Source organism: Streptococcus mitis (genome assembly GCF_902159415.1).
Lineage (GTDB): Bacteria > Bacillota > Bacilli > Lactobacillales > Streptococcaceae > Streptococcus > Streptococcus mitis_BG.
In genome coordinates this window covers 362,118-386,706 of record NZ_CABGJU010000001.1, presented here as the reverse complement: position 1 = coordinate 386,706, position 24,589 = coordinate 362,118, and the positions used below count along the sequence as shown (strand labels likewise).

Sequence of the window (24,589 nt, the reverse complement as noted above, 5' to 3'; positions counted from 1 at the left end):
TCTTATGCCAATCCTTCTTTTTCCATTGTTTCTGAGATAGCAGCGATAGCATCATCAGCGTCTGCACCTTCAGCAGTGATTGTAACGTCAGCACCTTGACCAACACCAAGGCTCATAACACCCATGATAGATTTAAGGTTTACTGATTTACCTTTGTACTCAAGAGTGATGTCTGAAGCGAATTTGCTAGCTGTTTGAACCAACAAAGTTGCTGGACGTGCGTGAATACCTGTTTCTGCCACTACGTGGAAATCTTTAGAAGCCATACTTTGACTCTCCTTTAAATGTTTTCTTGTTGGGTTACATCTGATAACCCTTACAGTATTGTATTATATCATCTTTAAGTAATTTTTTCAAGCATTTACTGGACTTTCTCAAATTTCCTTTCAGATAACTTGCAGAAAATATTTCATATTTTTTAAGCCTACACCTTATGTAGTTTTTTATCTTTTTCTAGAATGTAGAAACCTTTATATAAAGCGTTTTCTATTTTCGGAATCACTATATATTGTGTTTTTGAACAAAATATTAAAAAGAAATATACAATATTTAGTTTTCTTTCGTTGACAAAGATTTTTTTTCTGATATACTAAGAAGGGTATAATTAATTTGAAAGAGGAGTTCCATAAATGGTAACCGTATATTCTAAAAATAACTGTGTCCAATGTAAGATGACTAAACGATTTTTAGACAGCAATAATATCGCATATCAAGAAATTAATCTTGATGAACAACCTGAATATATTGAACAAGTTAAAGGACTCGGCTTTAGTGCTGCTCCTATCATTCAAACACCAACTGAAGTGTTCTCTGGTTTCCAACCAGCAAAACTCAAGCAACTTGTATAAAATCAGGATTTAAAAAGCTTCTATGTAGACCTTAGAAGCCTTTATTTTGTAATTAGATAAGGGAAATTTTATGGGATTAAAACAACTTGAAGACGTAACATACTTCCGTCTAAATAATGAAATTAACCGTCCAGTCAATGGACAAATCATGCTTCATAAAGATAAAGAAGCCCTAGATGCATTTTTTAAAGAAAATGTTGTACCAAACTCAATGGTATTTGATTCAATTTTAGATAAAATTGACTACCTAATCAAGCACAACTATATTGAAACGGGCTTTATTAAAAAATATCGTCCAGAATTTTTTGTAGAACTGTATCAATTTATAAAAGAACAAAACTTCCAATTTAAGTCTTTTATGGCTGCCTACAAATTCTATAATCAGTATGCTCTTAAGACAAACGACGGAGAATACTATCTAGAGAATATGGAAGATCGTGTCTTCTTTAATGCTGTCTACTTTGCAGATGGTGACGAAGCAATTGCAACTGATATTGCTAACGAGATTATCCATCAACGTTATCAACCAGCAACTCCATCTTTCTTGAACGCTGGTCGTGCACGTCGTGGAGAGTTAGTATCTTGTTTCTTAATCCAGGTTACAGATGATATGAACTCTATTGGCCGTTCTATCAACTCTGCTCTTCAACTTTCACGTATTGGTGGTGGCGTTGGGATCACCCTTAGCAACCTACGTGAAGCTGGTGCCCCTATCAAGGGGTATGAAGGAGCTGCGTCTGGTGTCGTTCCAGTTATGAAACTCTTCGAAGATAGTTTCTCTTACTCAAACCAATTGGGACAACGCCAAGGGGCTGGTGTGGTGTACTTGAACGTCTTTCACCCAGATATCATCGCTTTCCTTTCGACTAAAAAAGAAAATGCCGATGAAAAAGTTCGTGTTAAGACTTTGTCACTTGGTGTTGTAGTACCAGATAAATTCTACGAATTGGCTCGCAAGAATGAAGATATGTATCTCTTCAGCCCATACTCTGTTGAAAGAGAGTACGGTGTAGCATTTAACTATATCGACATTACTGAGAAGTATGATGAACTAGTAGCAAATCCTAACATTCGCAAGACAAAAATCAAGGCTCGTGATTTAGAAACTGAAATCTCTAAATTGCAACAAGAATCTGGCTATCCTTATGTAGTCAACATCGATACTGCTAACCGTGCAAATCCAGTTGATGGTAAGATTATCATGAGTAACTTGTGTTCTGAGATTCTTCAAGTCCAAGAACCAAGCTTGATTAATGATGCACAAGAATTTCTTGAGATGGGAACCGACATTTCATGTAACCTTGGTTCAACCAACGTTGTCAACATGATGACATCGCCAGACTTTGGACGCTCTATTCGTGCCATGGTTCGTGCTCTTACCTTTGTTACTGATAATTCTCATATTAAAGCTGTCCCAACAATCGACCACGGAAATAGCTTGGCCCATACATTCGGTCTTGGTGCAATGGGACTACATAGTTACCTTGCGCAACAATTGATTGAGTATGGATCAGAAGAGTCTATCGAATTTACAAGTATTTATTTCATGCTCATGAACTATTGGACTCTGGTTGAATCAAATAACATCGCGCGTGAACGTGGTGTAACTTTCCATAATTTTGAAAAATCAGACTACGCAAACGGAACTTATTTCGATAAGTATACATCTGGTCAATTTGTTCCAAAATCAGAACGCGTGAAAGAACTCTTTAAAGATATCTTTATCCCAACTGCTGTAGACTGGGCTGAGCTTCGTGAAAAGGTTCAGGCAGATGGTCTTTATCACCAAAATCGTTTAGCTGTAGCACCAAATGGGTCAATCAGTTACATTAATGATGTTTCTGCTTCTATTCACCCAATCACACAACGTATCGAAGAACGTCAAGAGAAGAAAATTGGTAAGATTTACTATCCTGCTGCAGGATTGTCAACAGATACTATTCCTTACTACACTTCTGCCTACGATATGGATATGCGTAAGGTTATCGATGTATACGCTGCTGCTACTGAACACGTGGATCAAGGGCTTTCACTCACTCTCTTCATGCGTAGTGACATTCCAAAAGGTCTTTACGAATGGAAGAAAGAAAACAAGCAAACGACACGTGACCTATCTATCCTACGTAACTATGCCTTCAATAAGGGCATCAAGTCTATCTACTACGTCCGTACCTTTACAGATGACGGTGGTGAAGTAGGCGCTAACCAATGTGAGAGCTGTGTAATTTAGAACATCTCTCAAATCGAATCTGGGTTTTCAAACTCACTTATAATTAAGTTGATGTGATTGATAAAATCATGATACAATTAAAAAGTCGGTCTTCCGACTTTTTGTGCGATACTCCTTTAAAATATTAGAACAGGAAGAATGAACTTATCGCATTACTACGAACAGAAAGAGATTTCAAATGCAAACTTACTACAAAGCCATTAACTGGAATGCTATCGAAGATGTCATTGATAAATCAACTTGGGAAAAACTGACTGAGCAATTCTGGCTCGATACTCGTATCCCTTTATCAAATGACTTGGATGATTGGAGAAAATTATCGAATAAAGAAAAAGACTTAGTTGGTAAAGTCTTTGGTGGACTTACCCTTCTTGATACTATGCAATCTGAAACTGGGGTCCAGGCTCTTCGCTCTGATATTCGCACACCTCACGAGGAAGCTGTTTTTAACAACATCCAATTTATGGAATCTGTCCACGCAAAATCCTACTCTTCTATCTTTTCAACTTTAAATACTAAGTCTGAAATCGAAGAAATCTTTGAATGGACAAATACAAATCCATATCTCCAGAAAAAAGCGGAAATCATCAATGAAATTTACCTAAATGGTACACCACTTGAAAAGAAAGTAGCCAGTGTTTTCCTTGAAACCTTCCTCTTTTACTCTGGTTTCTTCACACCGCTCTACTATCTCGGTAATAACAAACTAGCTAACGTAGCAGAAATCATTAAACTCATCATTCGTGACGAGTCTGTACACGGAACCTATATTGGGTACAAGTTCCAGCTTGGATTCAACGAATTACCTGAAGAAGAACAAGAAAAACTCAAAGAATGGATGTACGATCTCCTTTATACTCTTTATGAGAACGAAGAAGGTTATACAGAAAGTCTATATGATGGTGTTGGTTGGACTGAAGAAGTTAAAACTTTCCTTCGTTACAATGCCAATAAAGCCCTTATGAATCTTGGCCAAGATCCACTTTTCCCAGACTCAGCAGACGATGTTAACCCAATCGTTATGAACGGTATTTCAACTGGTACATCTAACCACGACTTCTTCTCTCAAGTTGGTAATGGCTACCTGCTTGGTGAGGTTGAGGCTATGCAAGATGAAGACTACAACTATGGATTAGATTAATAACTATCTTAAAAAAACATCTAAGTTTGTTTGAAAACTCAGATGTTTTTTTGTTTTTTGTTTATTTTTGTTCTTTAAATTGATTGATTTGTTACTTTGTGGTATTATAGTATTAGATATGGAGGTAATCCAATGCTCAAACAAGAAAAACTAGATAGAATTTTAGAAACTGTTAATACCAAGGGAACTATCACTGTTAAAGAGATTATGACTAGTCTGGATATATCAGATATGACAGCTAGACGTTACCTTCAAGAATTAGCTGATAAGGATTTACTTGTCCGTGTTCATGGTGGTGCTGAAAAGCTTCGTACTGGTTCTCTTCTATCTAATGAGAGATCTAACGTTGAAAAACAAGCTCTTCAAATTGCTGAAAAACAAGAAATTGCAAAATTTGCTGGTCATTTAGTTGAAGAAAGAGAAACCATATTTATTGGCCCTGGTACTACTCTCGAGTACTTCGCGCGTGAACTACCAATTGATAATATCCGTGTTGTCACTAATAGTTTACCTGTTTTTCTGATTCTAAATGAACGTAAACTTACTGATTTGATATTAATCGGTGGTAATTATCGTGAAATTACTGGAGCTTTTGTAGGAACACTTACCTTACAAGACCTTTCCAGTTTACAATTTTCCAAAGCTTTTGTAAGCTGTAACGGAATAAAAGAACATGCTATTGCTACTTTCAGTGAAGAAGAGGGAGAAGTCCAAAAGATAGCCCTTCAAAATGCAAATAAAAAGTATCTCTTAGCGGATCACAGCAAATTCGATAAGTTTGATTTTTACACTTTTTATAATATCGCTGATATTGATACGATTATTTCAGATTCAAAATTAAGTGATAAAACTCTTAAATCCTTGACAAAAAAAACACACATTATCAAATCTAAGCCATAAAAAAGTCTCACCATTTGTGAGACTTTTTTATTTTTAAAATTATTTCAAAGAAGAACTTACACACGTTCGGTCCATGAAGTTGCTGTTGTTTTAAGAACTTTGTTGAGTTCATCGATGTTCTCAAAACCAGTTGTACGAAGCCATTCGCGAGCAGCTGCTTCACCGTCTTTGATATAAGCTTCAACTGATCCAGCCCATGTTGCACGTCCACAAAGAACTCCATTGAAGTTTGCACCTGATTCGTGGGCAAATACAAGAGTTTCTTGGAAGAGCTTAGCTGATACACCTGCACTCAAGTAGATGTATGGCAAGTTAGTAGCTTCGTCTTGAGCTTTAAAGAAGGCTGCTGCTTCTTCACGTGTATGAACGATTTCGCCATCGCCAAATCCTTCAACGTATTTCACGTTAACTGGAACTTCCACTTTCAAGACATCAATGTTAAAGCGTGGGTCTGAGAAGACCTTCATAGCACCGATAACCTTGCGTGGTTTTACTTTAGCGTATTCGGCAGATCCTGCGTCCGCAATCTTTTCATCGTAAGCCAAAATTTCAAGGAAGAATGGAATATCTTCAGCTACACACTCAGAACCAATACGTTCAATGTAGGCTTGTTTTTGTTGGTTGAGTTCGTCAGAGCTATCTACGTCATAGTAAAGCAAGAACTTAACAGCATCTGCACCTTGTTCCTTGATACGTTTTGCAGACCAAACGTTCAAGCAGTCTGGCAAGCGTTTTGTACTTGTTGTATCGTATCCTGTTTTCTCATAAGCAAGGAGAAGACCTGCATTTGGATCAAGAGCTTTTGTAGCTGGAAGTCCATACTCAGGGTCAAGTAGCATTGATGAAGCATATTTAGTCAATTCATCTGCCACTAATACTTTAAGTTCTTCCATTTGAGCAACTGTTGGCTCTTCTGTTTGGTATTGAGCCATGAGGCGTTTCAAAGCCCCACGTTGGTCAAAGGCGAGAGCTGAGATGATACCATTTTCATCAGAGAGTTTTTGCAGACAAGCGCGTTTATTTTCTGTTAAAACCATTTTATACCTCTTTTACAATTAATTGGTCATATAGACCTTGATAGTTAGCCATATTGACATGACCGGTCATTTTTTCTTGAGCATTAAGCATACCAAGGACATTAGCCTTGATTAATAGTTCTTGATCCGTTTCTTTATGGAAAAGACCTGAAGCAATACCTGCCACTGTAGAATCGCCAGAACCGACTGGATTTACTACTTGAATTCTTGGAATATCTACTTTGTAGAAAGTGTTACCGTGTTTAGCGAATACTCCGTTAGCACCTAAGGAAACGATGATCCACTCGATTCCATCAAATAGTGGTTCTTGAAGGACTTCTTTTAATTCATCCAAGTCTTTAGAAATTTCTCTTCCTAAAAGTTGAGATAATTCTTCATTATTTGGTTTGATAACTGTTGGCTTATGTGGAGATTCAAGAACCGCCTGAAGTGAAGCTCCTGAACAGTCCAAGACAGCAGGTTTACCAGCTTGGTTAGCAAGTTCAACCAGACTGGCATAATAATCCACTGGAAGTCCTGCTGGTAAACTACCTGAAATGGCCACTACCTCTACAGTCTCTAAAAGTTCTTTGAAATGAGCCAAGAAATCTTGACCTTCTTTTTCTTGAACTTCAGGACCTTTTTCTAGGATTTCTGTTTGGTTTTCTCCATGTAGAATTGCGATACAGTTACGGGTTTCACCTTGAATAGAGAAGAAACGTTTGCTTACTTTATCATTAATATTTTCTACTAAAAAATCACCAAGTTTACCACCGACAAGCCCAGTTGCGACTACGGAGTCACCGAATTCTGATAGGACACGTGTAACGTTAAGACCTTTACCACCAGCCGTTTTAGTAACATCGACAACACGGTTGACAGTGTCAATTTTCAGTTCATCCAAAGGATAGGAAATATCAATGGATGGGTTCATTGTGACTGTTAAAATCATAAGTCACCTCTTAGTCGTGGTATTCACCACGATCCCATTTTTCAAGGAACTCTGCAAAGAAGTTGGCATCAGTTTGATGATTGTTATGAGTTTCAACGTGTTGGATTTTAGCGATCAATTTTTTGTTTTCTTCTGATGGTTTGTATTCAGCGTTGATGAAAGCTTCAATGATATCACACATGAGCAATTCGCCAGTGATTTTACCACCAAATCCGATAACATTAGCATTCAATTGTTCTTTTGCATATAGAGCTGTTGTCATATCGCGAACCAAAGCAGAACGAACACCAGGAACCTTGTTAACAGCATTATTAATACCTACACCAGTACCACAAATACACACACCAAGATCAGCTTGGCCACTAACTACTGCTTCACCAACTTTTTTACCAAAGATTGGATAGTGGGTACGAGCGTGGTCATAAGTACCAAAGTCGATAACTTCATGTCCTTTTGATTTCAAAAATTCTGAAACAGCCATTTTTTCATTTGTTACGATGTGGTCACATCCAATTGCAATTCTCATTAGTTATTCCCTCCGATTAATTGTATAAATCTAATATCATTTATCCTTGCTCAAGAAAAATCAAGATTAGCTTAGGAAGCGAGCTGCGAGCATAACTGAGGTTAGCTAAAGTGAGCTGACGACAGATTATCTTGATTTTTGAAGAGTATTAGCACATTTTGTTCAACATGTCGACCCTGATTTGGTGACGACCGCCGTCATACTTACCATTTACAAAGCCTTTAGCAATGTTTTTAGCCAATTCATCACCAACAAGTTGAGCACCCATAGTAATCATACGTGAGTTGTTGTGCCCGCGAGTCATATAAGCTGAACGTTCATCAGAAACTTCTGCAGCAACCATTCCTTTAATTTTTGTTGCGACCATAAATGGACCAGCACCATATGCATCAATCACGATACCAAGGTTTTGTTCTTCTTTCTTAACTTCTTCTGCAACAGCAAGAGTTACATCAACGAAGTCTTGACCTTCTGCTGTAACATCCACTACTTGGAAGTTTTCTTTTTCCAAGAAGTTTTTTACAACTTCTTTCAATCTTAAACCTGCAGCATCTGCACCAATAACAATAGACATATTGTATACTCCTTTTTTATTATAGACCAGCAAACATTTTTGATTTCAGTTTAAAACACCCATTCAAAAAAGTTACTAGTAGTTTTTTGACAATATTTTAATTAAGAATAAATTACATCTTTCATTCTTAAAGAGTTTTCTTCAGAGAAAAACTAAAACAATCAATTTGTTAAAACAAACACAAATTGTTCTTTATAAACATAATATACTACTATTAGTTGGAAAAGTCAACATTTTATGTTTGTTTTTGTTTATTTTTTATAAAATTTCGATATCAAATCCAAGCTGATCAAATTCGCCAGGTTTCAGAACTCTAACATCTTTCTTATCTTCCAGTCTATCTCCTTCTTCGAGCGAAGTAGACAAACCTGACCATGGTTCCAAGGCAATAAAAGGACCTTTATTAAGAGTTGACCATACGATTAAATTTGGAAACTCATTAAAATGTAGTTTTAAACCTTTATCATGTTTTCGTGATTTCAAAGAAACAGAACGAGATTCTAAGTTGTCTAAAGTAACAGCATCGTAGCTGAAGAAGTCATAATTCAAGTCGATTTCTTTTTTATTTTCTAACCAGCTACTTCTATCTTTAAAATCTAGCATTCCTGTTTCTGAGAATGGTTTGGGAACTGTACAAGTTTCTGGCTTTTCGAATTCAAGATAGTAATCTTCATATACTTCGTCTTCAAGTAATGGACAGTTAAAACCAGGATGTCCACCGATAAAGTATGGCATCGATTTTTCAGCTTCTTTATTATAGATTTTATACTGAGTACGTATGGTTTTCCCAGTAACTGTATAAGTGATTTCTAAACGAAAATGATAAGGGTAATTTGCATACATTTCTTCATCATCTTCAATAGCGAATGTAACTGAATTATCCGTTTGTTTTACTAATGTAAATTCTTTTTTTCTTACTAAGCCATGTCGAGGGATTTTTCCTTCTTTTTGACTACCATCTTCCTTATCATAAAGGACCGTATCATTTCTTACTGAACCACATATTGGGAATAATACGGGTGCTTGCCCACTCCAATAAGTTGGATCCCCCTGCCACAAATACTCTACATCATCTTTATCTTTTATAGAGGATAGCGCTCCTCCAAGTGTTTGAAACTCAACATCTAAATGATCTGATTTTAATACAATCACAAGTCTTACCTCTAATTTTCTAAAAAAACTAGGCTGACTGCTTCATAGTGGAAACTGACAACCTAGTTTTTACAATTTACATTTTTAGGAGCAAATTATTTTGAGTTTGCTGCGTATTCTTCATTACGTTTGATCATTTGTTTTCTGTACCATGCAAAAATACCGATATAGAAAGTAAGGAAGATTACTGCACCAATAATTGCTTTGATATCACCTGTTGTAGTGTTACCAATTGTCCAACCAAGAAGTTTTTCGATTGGTCCTTCAAGTGTTGAGTGAGTGATCAATTGAGTTTGACTCACACCTTCTGGGAAGGCACCTACACTTTTAGCAAGATCTGTTGCAAATGGTGCGATAAGTGTACCTGAAAGAAGGAAGAGTGGCAACAAGAGTGTTCCGAAGATAATCATACGGAGCAATTTACCACGAGTAACTACCAAGAGAGCTGGAGTTACACCCATTGCGATGATACCAGCAAGTGGCAAGATACCATTTCCGACATTTGAAAGAAGTACTGCTTCAACCAACATGATTGGTGCGAGTACGTTGGCACAAGCCCAGATTTCAGCACGACCAGCGATAAATGGCCAGTCAAGACCGATGTTGAATTTACGTCCTTGAAGACGTTTAGTAGCAACGTTTGTAATACCTTGTGAAAGTGGTTCTACGGCTGCGATGAACCATGAACCGATCAATGAGAAGAGCTCCAAGCAGACACCGGCAGTCAAACCAAGTGACAACCAACCTTTAATTACAAGTTCCCATTTTTCAGCACCTTCTACACCTGCAACCGGATGTGGAGTACCCATCAAACCGATAACGATACCAAGGATGAAACCGATGAAGAATTTAGATCCCCAGAAACCGATTCTCTTGTTCAATTTAGCAGCGTCAAAGTCATATTTATCAAGACCTGGGAAGAATTTATCAAAAATCTTATCCAAAACCATGATAACTGGGTTCATCATGTAGTTCATGTGAGTTGAAGTCATTGGTGATGAACTTGGTGCGTTAAGAAGGTCGTCGAATGTTGGTTTCATCAAGTCAGAGTTAATAATTTTAAGAACCCCTACAAGAACAACTGCTGCAGTCGCGATGAAAAGAGAAACCCCTTGACCAACTCCACTCTTGTCAGCATACCATTTAATCAAAAGACCTGTGATAGACAAGTGCCAGATATCGAAGATATCAACGTCAAGTGTGTCTGTTTTCTTCATTGCAAGCATTACAATGTTGACAATCAACATAACTAGCAAGAAGTATAGAGTCCATGCAGATCCCCAAGTGATTGTTGCAAGTGGTGCCCAACCAACGTCGGTGATGGTCAATTGAATACCAGTATTTTCAACGAATTTTGCAAGTGAAGCTGAGAAAGCTCCGTTAAGCATTCCGATGATAGCACCGATACCAGTAAGTGCGATGGCAAGTTTGATACCACCTTCAAGTGCTTTGGAGAATTTAACTCCGAAAAGCAAAGCCAATACTGTCAAAATGATCAGCATGATGATTGGGCCACCCATAGCCAAGATTGGTTTAAAGAATTCATTGGCTAAATTGATAATGAAATCCATAATTTTTCCTCCCTTTATTTTTATGGAAAATTACAAAATAATAATTAACTTAATCCGTGTTCTTTGATTGCTGCTTCAATATTGTCGTAGACTGGAGCGCTCATTGCTGGAATACGGAACAAGATAGGTCCAGCTTCAACAACTGGAATACCAGGGTCAAAACCTAAGTCAGTTGCAGCAATTGGCGTGAAGATATCATAACCTTTAATCAAGTCTTCATTGACATCTTTTACCATAACTGCGTCACACTGTACATCGTAACCACGGCTTGATAGCTCTTCTTCTAGAGCGCTTTTAATTTGGTGGCTTGAGTTGACACCTGCACCACATGCAGCAAGAATTTTAATCATTTGGATTTCCTCCGATTTTTATTTACTATTTATTTATGAATTTAAGCAGTTGCTTCTGAGATATACTGGAACAAAGTTTCTGGTTCTGTAATCTTAGAAAGTGCTTCTAGATGACCATTACCTGTAAAGAAGTCCATCAATTGAGCTAGAATATTTGTTTGACTCGAATTTGAATTATTGATGATAAAGAAGAGTAATGATACTTCTACTTCCTTGTCAGGAGCAATCATGTTGTGGAATGTTACTGGTTTCGCTAAGCGAACCACAACAACGTTTTCAGTTAAATTATGAATCGTGTCTGTATGAGGGATTGCTACATTCGGCAAGTCCTTCCCAAGAAATTCCATATCTAAACCGGTTGGGAACATTTTTTCACGTTCAATCAATGCCGATCGATAGGTATCCGTAACAACTTTCTTTTCTTCTAATAGGGTTGCAACTTGATCAAATAGTTGCTCTTGATTATCTGCTTCTAGACAAAAGACTAAGTCTTTGCTGAAGAAATGATCTAATCCCATGACCTTCTCCCTTCATATTTAACTTTTATGATACAAGTATATCACTATATGAAACCGTTGTCAATATTTTTTTGTTGTATTTTGTTTGAATTTTATCATTTTGTGTTTGACATATTTTATTCACTCAACTACGAACAAATTTCTTACAGATATATATTTCTTTAGACTATAAAAAAAGCAGGATTCAATCCTGCTCCCACATTTATGGTTTTTTATTGGTCCAACTTTCTTCGATAGTCGGTGCTAGTTCTTTAATAGTATCTAAATTCCCTTCAAGTGAAACATATCTGAACTTACCATCATCCGACTTGAAAATCCAAATAACTAAATATTTACCAGTTTTGGCAATGCAGTTAACTTGATATGCATCATAGCCTCCGATTCTTGACTTAGAGCCCCAAACCTTAGAGAAATCAGAACTTTCTGATTTAGATTGATAAATACTATTTGAAATTTGAATAGGGTCTACCTTTTCAAGTTCACTTTCAGAAATACCAAACTGCTCTGCTTTAAATGTATTTAAGGTAACGATATTGATATCTGTACCGTCAGAATATTGAATATCATCTCCACCATTAACATCTTTAAATTGAATCCATGATTGTGGTACTTTCACGTATCCATAATCGTCCGATCCAATCCATTGCGTGTCTTTTATAGGAGCTGCGGTTGTTGCAACTGTTGTTTCTTGAACACTAGTAGTTTCAGTTTTTTCCGCACTAGTATTTTTTGTTGTATTACATGCAGCAAGACATAGAGAGCATAAAAGTATCGAAGATAAAGTAATTACTTTTTTCATAGTTATTCTCCTTTCACTTCTATTCTAAAGTACGAACATCAAAGTGTCAAAGATAAACTGTAAAATGTGAGTATTTTCGAATAGAAGTTTCAATCTACTATTACTCATTCTTCTTATTTAAATTGTAAAAAACGCTCTAAATAGAGCGTTTTAATATTTGATAATCTTGGGAGAGTATTACTCCTCATCCATAGAAAGAACAGATAAGAAGGCTTCCTGTGGAACTTCTACAGATCCAATGGCTTTCATCCGTTTCTTACCAGCTTTTTGTTTTTCAAGAAGCTTACGTTTACGTGATACGTCACCACCATAACACTTAGCAAGCACGTTCTTACGTAGAGCCTTGATATCCGTACGAGCCACAATCTTATGTCCGATCGCTGCTTGGATTGGAACTTCAAACTGCTGACGTGGAATAATTTTCTTCAGTTTTTCGACAATTAATTTACCACGCTCGTAGGCAAAGTCCTTGTGAACGATAAAGCTGAGAGCATCAACAGTATCACCATTAAGGAGGATATCCATTTTAACCAATTTAGATGGGCGATATTCAGACAACTCATAATCAAAACTAGCATAGCCACGAGTAGATGATTTTAGTTTATCAAAGAAATCAAAGACAATTTCAGCAAGTGGAATTTGGTAGATGACATTCACACGATTTTCATCGATATAATCCATAGTTACAAAGTCCCCACGCTTACGTTGAGCCAGCTCCATAACCGCACCGACAAATTCTTGTGGCACCATGATTTGAGCTTTAACATAAGGTTCTTCAATAGAAGCAATCTTAGTTGGGTCTGGAAACTCTGAAGGATTCGATACATCAATTGCTTCACCATCTGTTAAATTAACCTTGTAAATTACAGACGGCGCCGTCATAATTAGATCAATATTAAATTCGCGTTCAAGACGTTCTTGGATAACATCCATGTGAAGAAGTCCCAAGAAACCACAACGGAAACCAAAGCCAAGCGCCTGAGAAGTTTCTGGCTCAAATTGTAAGCTTGCATCATTGAGCTGCAATTTTTCTAAGGCTTCACGAAGGTCGTTATATTTGTTTGACTCGATTGGATAGAGACCCGCAAATACCATTGGATTCATCTGCTTGTAGCCATCAAGTGGCTCAGTAGCAGGATTGTTTGCCAAAGTTACCGTATCACCAACTCGTGTATCCTGAACAGTCTTAATAGAAGCTGCAATATAGCCTACATCACCTGTTGCAAGAAAATCACGTCCAACTGCTTTAGGAGTAAAAATACCTACTTCAGTAACATCAAAGGTCTTGCCATTACTCATAAGCTGAATCTTATCCCCAGGTTTAACTACCCCATCCATGACACGGACTTGCAGAATAACACCACGATAAGAATCATAAACTGAGTCAAAAATCAAAGCCTTAAGAGGAGCAGTCACGTCACCAGTTGGTGCTGGAACTTTTTCAACGATTTGCTCGAGAATTTCCTCGATACCGATACCAGCCTTGGCAGAAGCTAATACTGCTTCACTAGCATCTAAACCGATAACATCTTCGATTTCCGTACGGACACGCTCTGGATCCGCAGCAGGAAGGTCAATCTTGTTAATGACAGGCATGATTTCCAAATCATTATCCAAGGCTAAATAAACATTAGCAAGTGTTTGTGCTTCAATACCTTGAGCAGCATCGACAACCAAGATTGCACCCTCACAGGCAGCAAGTGAACGGGAAACTTCATAGGTGAAGTCTACATGCCCTGGTGTGTCAATCAAGTGGAAAATGTAGGTTTCCCCATCTTTTGCTGTGTAGTTAAGCTCGATAGCGTTTAGTTTGATTGTAATCCCACGCTCACGTTCTAAGTCCATACTATCAAGTAGCTGGGCCTGCATTTCACGACTTGAGACTGTCTCAGTCTTTTCTAAAATACGGTCGGCTAAAGTTGACTTCCCATGGTCGATATGGGCGATAATAGAGAAGTTACGGATTTTCTCCTGTCGTTTTTTTAATTCTTCTAAATTCAAGATTCTCTTCCTTTCAGGGTATCTATTAATTATAAATTGTTTTTTTATTTTTGACAAGACCATAATACCCTGTGGAGAGTATTAATCTTCCGCAATGAATCCATCATTTTCAATGAAATAACGTTCTGTCATTCCTTGTTCTGTAAAAACGATTCCATGAAGGACACCGCCATAAACAGCTCCTCCATCCATTCCAATTTTACCATCATCAGTAATCCAAAGTTCAGATGTGCCAGGTTTTTGATTTAACAAACCGTATACAGGAGTATGCCCAAATACGATTGTTTTTCCTGTATGATTTTCAGCTTCATGGAATGGTTTTCTTAGCCAGACTTTCTTATAGTCTGTAGTCTCATGCCAATCATCTAGTGTCAAATCAATTCCCGCATGAACGAAGATATAGTGGTCTGTTTCGATCACGAATGGCATTTGTCGGATAAAAGCAACCAAGTCTGCTGCTTCAGTTTCTACACGTTTGGCATCTTCTATCGGATCTACCGGAGCATCCAAAGGACGTCCTAGTATAGAATTAATCGTCGTATCTCCACCATTTCTACGATAATGGTCATAGCTTTCCTCAGGATTGTCAAGCCAAGTTAAAAACATGTATTCATGGTTACCGGAAATGCAAATCGCATTTTGATTATCTACCAAGTCCTTGACCATCTCTAAAACACGACGACTATCCTCACCTCTATCTATTAAATCTCCAAGAAATAGTAACTGTGTTTGACCATCCCATGTTTTGAGGAGGTCTTCCAACATTCCAGCTTTTCCATGAACATCTCCGATTACATAGTAATCTGTCATTTATTTCTCCTTATGTTTCAACAATTCTTTTGCTTGTGTTAGAGCAGCCTCTGTTACATCATCACCTGCTAACATCTTAGCCACTTCTTGCACGCGCTCTTCGATAGTTAAGAGACGTACGATTGATATAGTAGAATGCTCATCACTAATCTTTTCAATAAAGAACTGGTAATCTGCAATAGCAATCACTTGTGGTAGGTGGGATATTGCTAATACTTGCCCATGCTGACCAATCTTATGAATCTTTTGGGCAATTGCTTGCGCTACACGACCTGAAACCCCTGTATCTACTTCATCAAATACAATGCTTGTCTTACCTTCCTTACGAGAAAAAGCTGACTTAATAGCTAACATTAACCGCGATAACTCACCACCAGAGGCAACTTTTACTAGAGGTTTAAAATCTTCTCCAGGGTTGGTAGAAATAAAGAATTCAACCGTTTCGTTTCCTTCACGACTAAATTTTCCTTTAGTAAAGTGGACTTGGAACTGAGCTTTCTCCATATAGAGATCCTGCAATTCTTTCTTGATATCAGCTTCTAAATTTTTTGCTAAATCATGTCGAGCAAGAGATACTTGATTAGCTAAATCTACTAATTGCTTTTCAAGTTTCTTAAGTTCAAGTTCCATATCTTCTGATGAAAGATTATTTCCAGTTAAGAGATTATACTCATCCGTAATCTTAGAAAAGTAATCTAAGACTTCGTCCACACTATCTCCATACTTTCGTGTAATAGTGTGAATTAAATCCAAGCGACTTTCTATCTGTAACAAATGATTCCCATCGAAATCTAGATCATCTATAATATTCTCTAGTCTTTTGGTGATGTCCTCTAAAACATAATAAGATTCTGATAGAGATGTTGAAATCTCTCGATATTCTGGATCATACTCTTCTAAACTTTCCATATCATTCATTGCAGAACGAACATTAGCTAAGCTAGAAAACTCTTCGTTATCAAGCATACTATAGGCATTTGTTAATGTATCCGCTATATTTTTATGATTGAGAAGTTTATCTCTTTCTTTGTTTAGAGCTATGTCTTCACCAGTTTTTAGATTTGCTGCTTCAATCTCAGATATCTGAAACTCTAACATTTCAATTCGGGCTTTGTGTTCCTCTTGGTTTTTCTTGATATCAAGAACTTGCTTACGCATCCGACGATAATGATCAAAGCTCTCTTGATATGCTTCTTTTAATTCAAAAAAAGCAGCATCTCCAAATTCATCCAACATTTGAATATGTCTTTGAGGACGCATAAGTTCTTCTTGATCGTGTTGACCGTGAATATCGACTAGGTGCTGACCGATAAGTTTTAGAACAGAAAGATTGACTAGTTGACCATTAACTCGACTAATACTACGACCATTGCGCAATATTTCGCGTCGAATAATAATGTCATCACCAAGCTCTAGTCCTTGTTCATCAAAAAGTTCTTGTAAAACCCGACTATTCTCTACAGAGAAAAGACCTTCAATTTCTGCCTTTGGAGCGCCATGACGAATAACATCAGTCGTTGCTCTTGCTCCTAACATCATATTCATAGCATCAATAATAATTGATTTTCCGGCACCTGTTTCACCAGTCAAAACGGTCATCCCCTTTTCAAAATTTAGGGAGATAGCTTCAATAATGGCGAAATTTTTTATCGAAATTTCCAGTAACATATAAACCTACCAATTTTTAACTTGTTCAAAAACTTCCTTGGCTTCTTCTTCAGTTCTTAATACCATAAGAATCGAATTATCATCAGCTATACAACTAAAGAGTTTTTCTGAAAATACTTCTAATAACTGACTTTTAACAAAAAGAGTATTCCCTGGAACGATTTGAAGATTAATCATCTGTCCCAAACGCTCAGAATGAACAATATTATTCTCAGCTAATTGCAGACTTTTGACAACTGATTTTGGGAGTTCATAGATATAGGTATTATTCTTCAAAGGAATTTTTACGATTCCAAGTTCTTTAATATCTCTTGAAACAGTTGCTTGGGTTGCAGAAATTCCCGCCTCTTTTAAATACTCTACAATTTCTTCTTGAGTCCCAATTTGATAATCAGTAACAAATTTTCTGATTTTTTCTAGTCTAATTTTTTTATTCATCTTTAAATTCTCTATGTGCTTCTTCTACTACTTGATTTATTTGCGAAGAGACCTGATTGATTGCTTGGTCTTCTTTTTGTAAATAAGCTAAAAATTCTATATTCCCATGGCCACCTTGTATCGGAGAGTAGCTCAATCCTAGAACAGAAAATCCTTCTTGAACAGCCATTTCCGTAACTGATTCTATGACATATTGGTGAATCTTGGCATCTCTAATAATTCCATTCTTACCAATCTGTTCACGTCCAGCTTCAAACTGTGGTTTAATCAATGCAACGACTTGTCCTTGATTTGCCAAAACTCTATGAAGAGCAGGAAAGATAAGACCCAGAGATATAAAACTGACATCAATGCTTGCAAAAGATGGCTCTTGTTCAAAATCAGTCTTTTCAGCATAACGGAAATTAAACTGCTCCATACTAACGACACGCTCATCTTGACGTAATTTCCAAGCAAGTTGGTTAGTACCAACATCCACAGCATAGACAAGCTTAGCACCATTTTGCAACATGACATCGGTAAAGCCACCTGTAGATGCTCCAATGTCAATCGTTATTTTTCCATCAACTGATATAGCAAAGTATTCCAATGCCTTTTCTAGCTTCAAACCACCTCGACTGACATACTTAAGCTTTTCACCCTTAAGCTTTAATTCAGTATCATCAGGAATTTTTTCTCCAGGTTTATCAAATCGTTCTCCATTAAGAACAGCTACTACTAATCCAGCCATTACGCCACGCTTAGCCTGTTCTCTTGTTTCAAATAAACCTTGTTTGTAGGCAAGTACATCTACTCTTTCCTTAGGCATTGATTCTCAAACTTTCTACTATTTTTACAATTGGTTCTTTATCAAAGTTGACTAATCGACTGATTTCTTCTAACTTTGCGTTAGCCTGATCCAAAGTATGATTGCAAAATACAATCGCCTCATCTAAACCTAGCAAAGCAGGATAGGTCGACTTCTCAGCTTGCAAATCTTTCTGCGGGGTCTTACCGATTTCTTCAAAACTAGCAGTTACATCTAAGACATCATCTCTGACTTGGAAAGCAAGCCCAATCAACTCGCCAATGTATTTGAGGTCTTCTTGTAGCCTTGCATCTAATCCTGAGATAATTCCAGCGGCTTGAAAAGGAAAGGCTATGAGTTTACCAGTTTTGTTAGCGTGGATGGTCTGGAGTTCTTCTAAGTTTAAGTGTTTGCCTTCACCTTCCATATCCAACACTTGACCGGCTACCATTCCCATACTACCAGAAGCAAGAGACAAGGAAGATATCAAATCTACCTTAGCCTGACTGGATAAATCAGCTTGCGCTATTAAGGCATAAGGATCCAAAAAGAGAGCATCGCCGGCTAAAATAGCTAAGGCTTCACCAAACTTTTTATGGTTAGTTAAACGCCCACGGCGATAATCATCATCATCCATAGCGGGAAGATCATCATGGATTAGGCTTCCTGTGTGAATCATCTCAAGCGCTGCTGCAACCTGGGCATGAGCTAATGTAATAGGAACCTTTAAGGCATCTAAAACTTCTAAAAGCAGATAGGGCCGAATCCTTTTACCTCCAGCATGTATGGAATAAAGAACTGCTTCTCTTAAGCTTAATGCAAATTGCTGGTCACCATAAAACTCTTCAAGAGCTGACTCGACCATAGCTAATTTTTCTTGCTTGTTCATAGAAGTTCGCTTTCTGTTCCATCTTCTTGCATGACTTTAACCAAGGTCTTTTCAGCTTTATCAAGCGTCGCTTGCAATTCTTTTGATAATATCATCCCTTTTTGAAAAGCAGCAATGGCATCTTCTAGTGCAATTTCACCATTTTCTAAACTCTGAACAATCGTTTCAAGTTCTGCTAAATTTTCCTCAAATTTCTTTTGTTTTGACATCTTTAACCTCTAAATCTACTTGACCATCTCGCATTATCAGCATAACTTGGTCATTTACTTTCAAATCTTTTGCTGAAGATACCACAGCACCTTCTTTTTTTACAATGGCATAACCTCTTGCCACGATTCGGCTAGTATCTAACATCACTAGCGCTTCTGACAAGCGTTTCACCTCAGCAACTTTAGCATCATATGTCACAGCCATCTGACTACGCATTAATTTTTGTAATTGTTGAATACGGTCTTGGTAACGCTGAAGCTTGACAATTGGTGATAATTGCTCCAAACGGTGAATTTGAGCTTGAACCTTCTGTTGATTTCTAACTAACTCACCATTCAATCCCTGCTTCAGTCGAAGCATTAACTGATCCAAACGTTGCAGATATCCATCATATAAACGCTCTGGTTGCCTGAAGATGACTGATTGAATAAGCCCTCTCAAGGCTTCTTTTTTCTTTGATAAAGTATTTTGTACAGCAGTAGCCATTCGTTTCTCTTGATTTTTAAGGTAGGTCAGTAGATCTAACTTAGTCACAGGTGTAGCTAACTCTGCTGCAGCTGTCGGTGTAGCCGCTCTCCTATCTGCTACAAAATCAGCCAAGGTTACATCTGTTTCGTGCCCCACACTTGAAATGATGGGTAGCCGTGATTCAAAAATAGAGCGAACCACAATCTCTTCATTAAAAGCCCAAAGATCCTCAATTGATCCACCGCCACGACCGATAATAAGAACATCTAAATCCTCTCGTTCATTTGCTCTCACAATGTTACGAGCAATCTCCTCTGCTGCCCCTTCACCTTGAACTTTTGTAGGATATAAGACAATTTCCACACCAGGAAAGCGTCTGCTTACGGTTGTAATGATATCCTGGATAACAGCTCCACTACGACTAGTCACCACTCCGATTTTTTTTGCAAACTGAGGGATTGCTTGTTTAAAGCGATCTTGAAAAATACCTTCTTCCGATAATTTCTTTTTTAATTGTTCGAACTGAATAGCAAGTGCTCCAACACCATCTGGTTCTGCCTTTTCAATGATAATTGAATAGCTTCCACTTGGTTCATAGATTTGGACACGACCAATCACATTGATCTTCATACCTTCTTCCAATTCAAAACCTAATTTTTGATAAATACCTGCCCAAATAGTTGCTTGTATAACAGCGCGGTCATCCTTGAGAGAAAAATACTGATGAGTTGGACGCTTGCGAAAGTTCGAAACCTGACCAGTTAAATAGACCCGTTCTAAGTATGGGTCTTTATCGAATTTCATTTTCAAATACTTGGTCAATGTAGCAACCGATAAATACTTGTCCATCTCAACCTCCTTTTTCTCTTTTTTCCTGGGTATTATTATACCAAAAAAACGCTTAAAAATCTCCTTTTTCACCTCTAGAATACGAAAACTAGACTGAATTTCTTTGACCTTGTCTTATAATATACAAAAGCCCCTGGAAAAATCCAAGGGCTTTAATTAGTTCACTGAACTAGATTATTTTTTCAAGTTGTAGAATGATTTCAATCCACGGTATTCAGCTACTTCACCAAGTTGATCTTCGATGCGAAGCAATTGGTTGTATTTAGCGATACGGTCAGTACGTGAAAGTGAACCAGTCTTGATTTGACCTGCGTTTGTTGCAACTGCGATATCAGCGATTGTTGAATCTTCAGTTTCACCTGAACGGTGTGATACAACGGCAGTGTATCCAGCTTCTTTAGCCATTTCGATAGCGTCGAATGTTTCAGTAAGAGTACCAATTTGGTTAACTTTGATAAGGATTGAGTTAGCAGCACCTTCTTCGATACCTTTTTCAAGGTAAGAAGTGTTTGTTACGAAGAAGTCGTCACCAACCAATTGAACTTTACCACCAAGACGTTCAGTAAGAGCTTTCCAACCGTCCCAGTCGTTTTCGTCCATACCATCTTCGATAGTGATGATTGGGTATTTGTTTACCAATTCTTCAAGGTAGTCGATTTGTTCAGCAGCAGTGCGGACAGCAGCTCCTTCACCTTCGAATTTAGTGTAGTCGTATACTTTACGTTCTTTATCGTAGAATTCTGATGATGCACAGTCAAATCCGATAAATACATCTTTACCTGGAACATAACCAGCAGCTTCGATAGCAGCAAGGATTGTTTCTACACCATCTTCAGTTCCGTCGAAACGAGGAGCGAATCCACCTTCGTCACCTACGGCAGTTTCCAAACCACGTGATTTAAGGATTTTCTTAAGTGCGTGGAAGATTTCAGCACCCCAACGAAGAGCTTCTTTGAATGTAGGTGCACCAGCAGGTACGATCATGAATTCTTGGAAAGCGATTGGAGCATCTGAGTGAGATCCACCGTTGATGATGTTCATCATTGGAGTTGGAAGAACTTTAGTATTGAATCCACCAAGGTAGCTGTAAAGTGGGATTTCAAGGTAGTCAGCAGCAGCGCGAGCTACAGCGATAGACACACCAAGGATTGCGTTTGCACCCAATTTACCTTTGTTAGGAGTACCGTCAAGAGCGATCATAGCACGGTCGATAGCTTGTTGATCACGTACATCGTAGCCGATAATTGCTTCAGCAATGATGTTGTTTACGTTGTCAACAGCTTTTTGTGTACCAAGACCACCGTAACGAGATTTGTCACCGTCGCGAAGTTCAACTGCTTCGTGTTCACCAGTAGAAGCTCCAGATGGAACCATACCACGTCCGAAAGCACCTGATTCAGTATAAACTTCTACTTCAAGTGTTGGGTTACCGCGTGAGTCTAGGACTTCGCGAGCGTAAACATCAGTAATAATTGACATTTTTTACTCTCCTTTGAGTTTATTTATTTTACACCTCTATGATACCTTAATTAAACTCCTTTTTCAAGGAAAAACGTTATCTTTGTGCAATTTTTCCTTAACTTTATAAAGTAATCGCTTTCTTCTTTTTTCTTTCTTCTGCTTTTTATGTTATACTATTTTTATGACTGATTTATCAAAACAAATTCTAGAAAAAGCTAATGGTGGCCTAAAATTAAATCCTGATGAACAAAGACGCTTTCTCGGTACATTTGAGGAAAGAGTACTAGGTTTTGCAGATATTGAGACAACAAATGATGACAAATTCAAAAACAACTTTCCAACTATCTTAAATTGTTTAAAAGAAAATACGGAGCCTCTATTTGTCAAAATTTCACCTCAAGTTATTTTTGAGAAGCAGGTTTTCTATTTAAAACAAGCAAAGGATGCTAATTGCCAAGCGACAATTGTTTCAGAAGATCATAACTCTTCTCCTTTCGGTATGGTCATACACAGTGATAGTCCTGTCCAAATCCAAGAAAAAGACCTTAAAAAGGCCTTTTCTGACTTATGGCAAGAGAAAGAGACAAAGGCTCCAACTTCTCTTTGGAAAAAATGGTTTGGTTAAACTACTGTATTGATAAAAGTTGACCGATATTAAATGCTGTGTTTTCTAAATAGCGGGTAGTATTTGTAAAGCTATCTTCCAATGGTTCGCTCTTTTCTAAAATTGAGAAAGCTGCAACTAGATTTTCAAATGGTAATTGAGGTAAATCCTCTGACAAGCTACCACATATTGCAATAACTGGAACACCTTTTGGTGTTCTTTTTGCTACACCAATTGGAGCCTTACCGGCCAGGCTTTGAGAGTCTAACCTACCTTCACCAACAATTACTAGGTCAGCATTTTCAACCTTTTCATCAAAATGTATCAAATCCAAACAAGTCTGAATTCCAGATACGATTTCTGCTCCAGCAAATGCACACAATCCAGCTGCAATGCCACCACCTGCTCCTCCACCTGCTAGTTTTAAAGTTTCAGGTGAGAAATTACTATAAAATTCCTTAACAGCCCTATCAACTACTTTGAATTTTTCAGGATTTAATCCCTTTTGCTTTCCAAATACATAGGTTGCACCATCTGCACCACAGAGAGGATTGGTGACATCCGCCAATATTTTTATCTGTACATCTGAAGGTAAGGAAACAGCCTCTTGATTTGACAGTTCAGCTATTTCGAACAGTGCTTGACCAGTAGCTAAAAGCTCTTTTCCACTTTGGTCATAGAATTGATAACCAAGACCCGATGCAATTCCAATTCCTCCATCGTTACTGGCAGTTCCACCAACACCGATATAAATTTCCTTAATGCCCTGATTTACCAAATGCCTGATTAACTCTCCTATCCCTTTTGTAAAAATATCTAAAGGATTTCTCTTTTCATGAGGTATCTTAGCAAGCCCTACAAGATCTGCAACCTCAAAAAGTGCAAGTTTCCCCTTTTGGACATAGGGCATTTGTACCTCATCACCAAAAGGACCAGTTACTCGAGCACTTTTTTCTAATAGTCCTAAAGAGTTTTTGATGGCTTCTATAGTACCTTCTCCTCCATCGCCTACTGGTAAACATAAACAGTCCACTTTATGCAAGGCTCTTTCCAGACCTCGCTTAATAGCTTTTGCCACTTCACCTGCCGAAAGAGTCTCTTTAAAAGAATCTGGCGCAACTACAATTTTCATACACTTCTCCTTCTCTTTAAAGGAAATCAATCAAGTCCAATACTTTTACTAAGTCTCTTTCGTCAATATGTAGTTTCATTTCTTTTTTTAGAATATCTTTAGCACAAAAAGCAACTCCGATTCCAGCTTTCTTAAGCATCTTTAAATCGTTCGCTCCATCACCTACGGCAATTGTTCTATCCAAAGATATATCTAATTGACTAGCCCATTGAAGAAAAATTTCTTCCTTGACTTCTCGAGTAATGACCTGACCAATAAGTCGACCAGTTAGTCTTCCATTATTTATTTCTAACTGATTTGCAGCAAACAAATGAATCCCTAAACTATTTGCTAACTTTTCAACGATAGGTACAAAACCACCTGATATGATGCCAACAGCAATTCTATGTTCTTGAAGAATTGAGATAAACTCATGAGCATTTTTGCTTAGATGAAGCTCTTTATAAATTTGATCAAATACTTCGACTGACATACCCTTCAATAAAGAAACACGCCTTTTCAAGCTTGATTCAAAATCTATTTGTCCACTCATTGCTCGACTAGTTAATTGTGAGACTTCTTGCTCACAGTTTGCTTTTCGGCCTAGGATATCGATAACTTCTTCTTCTATTAGTGTGCCATCGACGTCAAGCACGCAAAGACCTCTTACTTTTGACATTACTTTTCCTAACTAAATATCATCCCAAAAAATCGTA

The 24,589-nt window shown here is 37.6% G+C and carries 26 protein-coding genes; 5 read left to right on the top strand and 21 right to left on the bottom strand.

Features of this window, described 5'->3' with window-relative positions; translation table 11 throughout:
- Nucleotides 1–2: 2 nt before the first annotated feature.
- Complete coding sequence (locus FN031_RS01960) at nucleotides 3–266, bottom strand: phosphocarrier protein HPr (protein WP_000146952.1); 264 nt, start codon at nucleotides 264–266, stop codon at nucleotides 3–5.
- A gap of 363 nt (nucleotides 267–629) precedes the next feature.
- Between FN031_RS01960 and nrdH the strand changes: the two genes are divergently transcribed.
- The 4 genes from nrdH (at nucleotide 630) to FN031_RS01940 (ending at nucleotide 5,119) form a co-directional block, all read left to right on the top strand.
- Complete coding sequence (gene nrdH / locus FN031_RS01955) at nucleotides 630–848, top strand: glutaredoxin-like protein NrdH (protein WP_075567610.1); 219 nt, start codon at nucleotides 630–632, stop codon at nucleotides 846–848.
- 70 nt (nucleotides 849–918) lie between these two features.
- Complete coding sequence (nrdE, locus tag FN031_RS01950) at nucleotides 919–3,078, top strand: class 1b ribonucleoside-diphosphate reductase subunit alpha (protein WP_142557142.1); 2,160 nt, start codon at nucleotides 919–921, stop codon at nucleotides 3,076–3,078.
- A gap of 178 nt (nucleotides 3,079–3,256) precedes the next feature.
- The gene (nrdF, locus tag FN031_RS01945; protein ID WP_075567612.1) at nucleotides 3,257–4,219 is read left to right on the top strand and encodes a class 1b ribonucleoside-diphosphate reductase subunit beta; all 963 of its coding nucleotides are present in this window, start codon (nucleotides 3,257–3,259) and stop codon (nucleotides 4,217–4,219) included.
- Nucleotides 4,220–4,351: 132 nt separating this feature from the next.
- The gene (locus FN031_RS01940; protein WP_142557140.1) at nucleotides 4,352–5,119 is read left to right on the top strand and encodes a DeoR/GlpR family DNA-binding transcription regulator; all 768 of its coding nucleotides are present in this window, start codon (nucleotides 4,352–4,354) and stop codon (nucleotides 5,117–5,119) included.
- Between the two features lie 56 nt (nucleotides 5,120–5,175).
- Here FN031_RS01940 and lacD read toward each other — a convergent pair whose 3' ends face one another.
- The 18 genes from lacD to eno form a co-directional block, all read right to left on the bottom strand.
- Nucleotides 5,176–6,156 carry a tagatose-bisphosphate aldolase gene (lacD, locus tag FN031_RS01935; protein ID WP_142557138.1) on the bottom strand — a complete coding sequence of 327 codons (981 nt, stop codon included), beginning with the start codon at nucleotides 6,154–6,156 and terminating at the stop codon, nucleotides 5,176–5,178.
- A 1-nt stretch (nucleotide 6,157) separates the two neighbouring features.
- Nucleotides 6,158–7,087, bottom strand: coding sequence for a tagatose-6-phosphate kinase (locus FN031_RS01930; RefSeq protein ID WP_142557135.1), 930 nt, complete (start codon nucleotides 7,085–7,087; stop codon nucleotides 6,158–6,160).
- A 10-nt stretch (nucleotides 7,088–7,097) separates the two neighbouring features.
- Nucleotides 7,098–7,613 (bottom strand): galactose-6-phosphate isomerase subunit LacB, encoded by a 516-nt coding sequence (lacB, locus tag FN031_RS01925; protein ID WP_142557134.1) that lies wholly within the window; start codon nucleotides 7,611–7,613, stop codon nucleotides 7,098–7,100.
- A 148-nt stretch (nucleotides 7,614–7,761) separates the two neighbouring features.
- Entirely contained in the window at nucleotides 7,762–8,187 is a 426-nt protein-coding gene (gene lacA / locus FN031_RS01920) for a galactose-6-phosphate isomerase subunit LacA (protein ID WP_142557132.1), read from the bottom strand.
- A gap of 258 nt (nucleotides 8,188–8,445) precedes the next feature.
- Nucleotides 8,446–9,339: an aldose 1-epimerase family protein gene (locus tag FN031_RS01915; RefSeq protein ID WP_142557130.1), complete on the bottom strand. Its 894-nt coding sequence runs from the start codon at nucleotides 9,337–9,339 to the stop codon at nucleotides 8,446–8,448.
- Nucleotides 9,340–9,434: 95 nt separating this feature from the next.
- Nucleotides 9,435–10,910, bottom strand: a complete 1,476-nt coding sequence (locus tag FN031_RS01910; protein ID WP_142557128.1) for a PTS galactitol transporter subunit IIC — start codon at nucleotides 10,908–10,910, stop codon at nucleotides 9,435–9,437.
- Nucleotides 10,911–10,954: 44 nt separating this feature from the next.
- On the bottom strand, nucleotides 10,955–11,260 hold the full coding sequence (locus tag FN031_RS01905) for a PTS sugar transporter subunit IIB (RefSeq protein ID WP_006151856.1): 306 nt from the start codon (nucleotides 11,258–11,260) through the stop codon (nucleotides 10,955–10,957).
- A gap of 41 nt (nucleotides 11,261–11,301) precedes the next feature.
- Entirely contained in the window at nucleotides 11,302–11,778 is a 477-nt protein-coding gene (locus FN031_RS01900; RefSeq protein ID WP_142557126.1) for a PTS sugar transporter subunit IIA, read from the bottom strand.
- Nucleotides 11,779–11,980: 202 nt separating this feature from the next.
- Nucleotides 11,981–12,577 (bottom strand): hypothetical protein, encoded by a 597-nt coding sequence (locus FN031_RS01895; RefSeq protein WP_142557124.1) that lies wholly within the window; start codon nucleotides 12,575–12,577, stop codon nucleotides 11,981–11,983.
- Between the two features lie 177 nt (nucleotides 12,578–12,754).
- Nucleotides 12,755–14,578 carry a translation elongation factor 4 gene (lepA, locus tag FN031_RS01890; protein ID WP_142557122.1) on the bottom strand — a complete coding sequence of 608 codons (1,824 nt, stop codon included), beginning with the start codon at nucleotides 14,576–14,578 and terminating at the stop codon, nucleotides 12,755–12,757.
- An 81-nt stretch (nucleotides 14,579–14,659) separates the two neighbouring features.
- Nucleotides 14,660–15,388, bottom strand: a complete 729-nt coding sequence (locus FN031_RS01885; RefSeq protein ID WP_142557120.1) for a metallophosphoesterase family protein — start codon at nucleotides 15,386–15,388, stop codon at nucleotides 14,660–14,662.
- On the bottom strand, nucleotides 15,389–17,056 hold the full coding sequence (recN, locus tag FN031_RS01880) for a DNA repair protein RecN (RefSeq protein ID WP_142557118.1): 1,668 nt from the start codon (nucleotides 17,054–17,056) through the stop codon (nucleotides 15,389–15,391).
- 6 nt (nucleotides 17,057–17,062) lie between these two features.
- Nucleotides 17,063–17,494 carry an arginine repressor gene (locus FN031_RS01875; protein ID WP_075567622.1) on the bottom strand — a complete coding sequence of 144 codons (432 nt, stop codon included), beginning with the start codon at nucleotides 17,492–17,494 and terminating at the stop codon, nucleotides 17,063–17,065.
- Nucleotides 17,487–18,302: a TlyA family RNA methyltransferase gene (locus tag FN031_RS01870; protein ID WP_142557116.1), complete on the bottom strand. Its 816-nt coding sequence runs from the start codon at nucleotides 18,300–18,302 to the stop codon at nucleotides 17,487–17,489. Before FN031_RS01870 ends, FN031_RS01875 begins: the two co-directional genes overlap by 8 nt.
- On the bottom strand, nucleotides 18,295–19,170 hold the full coding sequence (locus tag FN031_RS01865; protein WP_142557114.1) for a polyprenyl synthetase family protein: 876 nt from the start codon (nucleotides 19,168–19,170) through the stop codon (nucleotides 18,295–18,297). Before FN031_RS01865 ends, FN031_RS01870 begins: the two co-directional genes overlap by 8 nt.
- Nucleotides 19,167–19,379: an exodeoxyribonuclease VII small subunit gene (locus FN031_RS01860; RefSeq protein WP_075567625.1), complete on the bottom strand. Its 213-nt coding sequence runs from the start codon at nucleotides 19,377–19,379 to the stop codon at nucleotides 19,167–19,169. The genes FN031_RS01865 and FN031_RS01860 overlap by 4 nt, the downstream gene beginning before the upstream one ends.
- Nucleotides 19,357–20,697 (bottom strand): exodeoxyribonuclease VII large subunit, encoded by a 1,341-nt coding sequence (gene xseA, locus FN031_RS01855; RefSeq protein WP_142557112.1) that lies wholly within the window; start codon nucleotides 20,695–20,697, stop codon nucleotides 19,357–19,359. The genes FN031_RS01860 and xseA overlap by 23 nt, the downstream gene beginning before the upstream one ends.
- A gap of 174 nt (nucleotides 20,698–20,871) precedes the next feature.
- Complete coding sequence (gene eno, locus FN031_RS01850) at nucleotides 20,872–22,176, bottom strand: surface-displayed alpha-enolase (protein ID WP_004253512.1); 1,305 nt, start codon at nucleotides 22,174–22,176, stop codon at nucleotides 20,872–20,874.
- A 163-nt stretch (nucleotides 22,177–22,339) separates the two neighbouring features.
- Between eno and FN031_RS01845 the strand changes: the two genes are divergently transcribed.
- Nucleotides 22,340–22,783, top strand: coding sequence for a DUF1694 domain-containing protein (locus FN031_RS01845; RefSeq protein WP_142557110.1), 444 nt, complete (start codon nucleotides 22,340–22,342; stop codon nucleotides 22,781–22,783).
- A 1-nt stretch (nucleotide 22,784) separates the two neighbouring features.
- On the opposite strand, the gene FN031_RS01840 is transcribed toward FN031_RS01845, so the two are convergent.
- Nucleotides 22,785–23,894 (bottom strand): glycerate kinase, encoded by a 1,110-nt coding sequence (locus FN031_RS01840; RefSeq protein WP_142557108.1) that lies wholly within the window; start codon nucleotides 23,892–23,894, stop codon nucleotides 22,785–22,787.
- Between the two features lie 16 nt (nucleotides 23,895–23,910).
- Nucleotides 23,911–24,552 (bottom strand): phosphoserine phosphatase SerB, encoded by a 642-nt coding sequence (gene serB / locus FN031_RS01835; protein ID WP_142557106.1) that lies wholly within the window; start codon nucleotides 24,550–24,552, stop codon nucleotides 23,911–23,913.
- Nucleotides 24,553–24,589 lie beyond the last annotated feature (37 nt).

Excerpts from the sequence above, each read along its gene's own strand:
- FN031_RS01960 (WP_000146952.1), bottom strand. The coding sequence starts at position 266 with ATGGCTTCTAAAGATTTCCACGTAGTGGCAGAAACAGGTATTCACGCA.
- nrdH (WP_075567610.1), top strand. The coding sequence starts at position 630 with ATGGTAACCGTATATTCTAAAAATAACTGTGTCCAATGTAAGATGACT.
- nrdE (WP_142557142.1), top strand. The coding sequence starts at position 919 with ATGGGATTAAAACAACTTGAAGACGTAACATACTTCCGTCTAAATAAT.
- nrdF (WP_075567612.1), top strand. The coding sequence starts at position 3,257 with ATGCAAACTTACTACAAAGCCATTAACTGGAATGCTATCGAAGATGTC.
- FN031_RS01940 (WP_142557140.1), top strand. The coding sequence starts at position 4,352 with ATGCTCAAACAAGAAAAACTAGATAGAATTTTAGAAACTGTTAATACC.
- lacD (WP_142557138.1), bottom strand. The coding sequence starts at position 6,156 with ATGGTTTTAACAGAAAATAAACGCGCTTGTCTGCAAAAACTCTCTGAT.
- FN031_RS01930 (WP_142557135.1), bottom strand. The coding sequence starts at position 7,087 with ATGATTTTAACAGTCACAATGAACCCATCCATTGATATTTCCTATCCT.
- lacB (WP_142557134.1), bottom strand. The coding sequence starts at position 7,613 with ATGAGAATTGCAATTGGATGTGACCACATCGTAACAAATGAAAAAATG.
- lacA (WP_142557132.1), bottom strand. The coding sequence starts at position 8,187 with ATGTCTATTGTTATTGGTGCAGATGCTGCAGGTTTAAGATTGAAAGAA.
- FN031_RS01910 (WP_142557128.1), bottom strand. The coding sequence starts at position 10,910 with ATGGATTTCATTATCAATTTAGCCAATGAATTCTTTAAACCAATCTTG.
- FN031_RS01905 (WP_006151856.1), bottom strand. The coding sequence starts at position 11,260 with ATGATTAAAATTCTTGCTGCATGTGGTGCAGGTGTCAACTCAAGCCAC.
- FN031_RS01900 (WP_142557126.1), bottom strand. The coding sequence starts at position 11,778 with ATGGGATTAGATCATTTCTTCAGCAAAGACTTAGTCTTTTGTCTAGAA.
- FN031_RS01895 (WP_142557124.1), bottom strand. The coding sequence starts at position 12,577 with ATGAAAAAAGTAATTACTTTATCTTCGATACTTTTATGCTCTCTATGT.
- FN031_RS01885 (WP_142557120.1), bottom strand. The coding sequence starts at position 15,388 with ATGACAGATTACTATGTAATCGGAGATGTTCATGGAAAAGCTGGAATG.
- recN (WP_142557118.1), bottom strand. The coding sequence starts at position 17,056 with ATGTTACTGGAAATTTCGATAAAAAATTTCGCCATTATTGAAGCTATC.
- FN031_RS01875 (WP_075567622.1), bottom strand. The coding sequence starts at position 17,494 with ATGAATAAAAAAATTAGACTAGAAAAAATCAGAAAATTTGTTACTGAT.
- FN031_RS01870 (WP_142557116.1), bottom strand. The coding sequence starts at position 18,302 with ATGCCTAAGGAAAGAGTAGATGTACTTGCCTACAAACAAGGTTTATTT.
- FN031_RS01865 (WP_142557114.1), bottom strand. The coding sequence starts at position 19,170 with ATGAACAAGCAAGAAAAATTAGCTATGGTCGAGTCAGCTCTTGAAGAG.
- FN031_RS01860 (WP_075567625.1), bottom strand. The coding sequence starts at position 19,379 with ATGTCAAAACAAAAGAAATTTGAGGAAAATTTAGCAGAACTTGAAACG.
- xseA (WP_142557112.1), bottom strand. The coding sequence starts at position 20,697 with ATGGACAAGTATTTATCGGTTGCTACATTGACCAAGTATTTGAAAATG.
- eno (WP_004253512.1), bottom strand. The coding sequence starts at position 22,176 with ATGTCAATTATTACTGATGTTTACGCTCGCGAAGTCCTAGACTCACGC.
- FN031_RS01845 (WP_142557110.1), top strand. The coding sequence starts at position 22,340 with ATGACTGATTTATCAAAACAAATTCTAGAAAAAGCTAATGGTGGCCTA.
- FN031_RS01840 (WP_142557108.1), bottom strand. The coding sequence starts at position 23,894 with ATGAAAATTGTAGTTGCGCCAGATTCTTTTAAAGAGACTCTTTCGGCA.
- serB (WP_142557106.1), bottom strand. The coding sequence starts at position 24,552 with ATGTCAAAAGTAAGAGGTCTTTGCGTGCTTGACGTCGATGGCACACTA.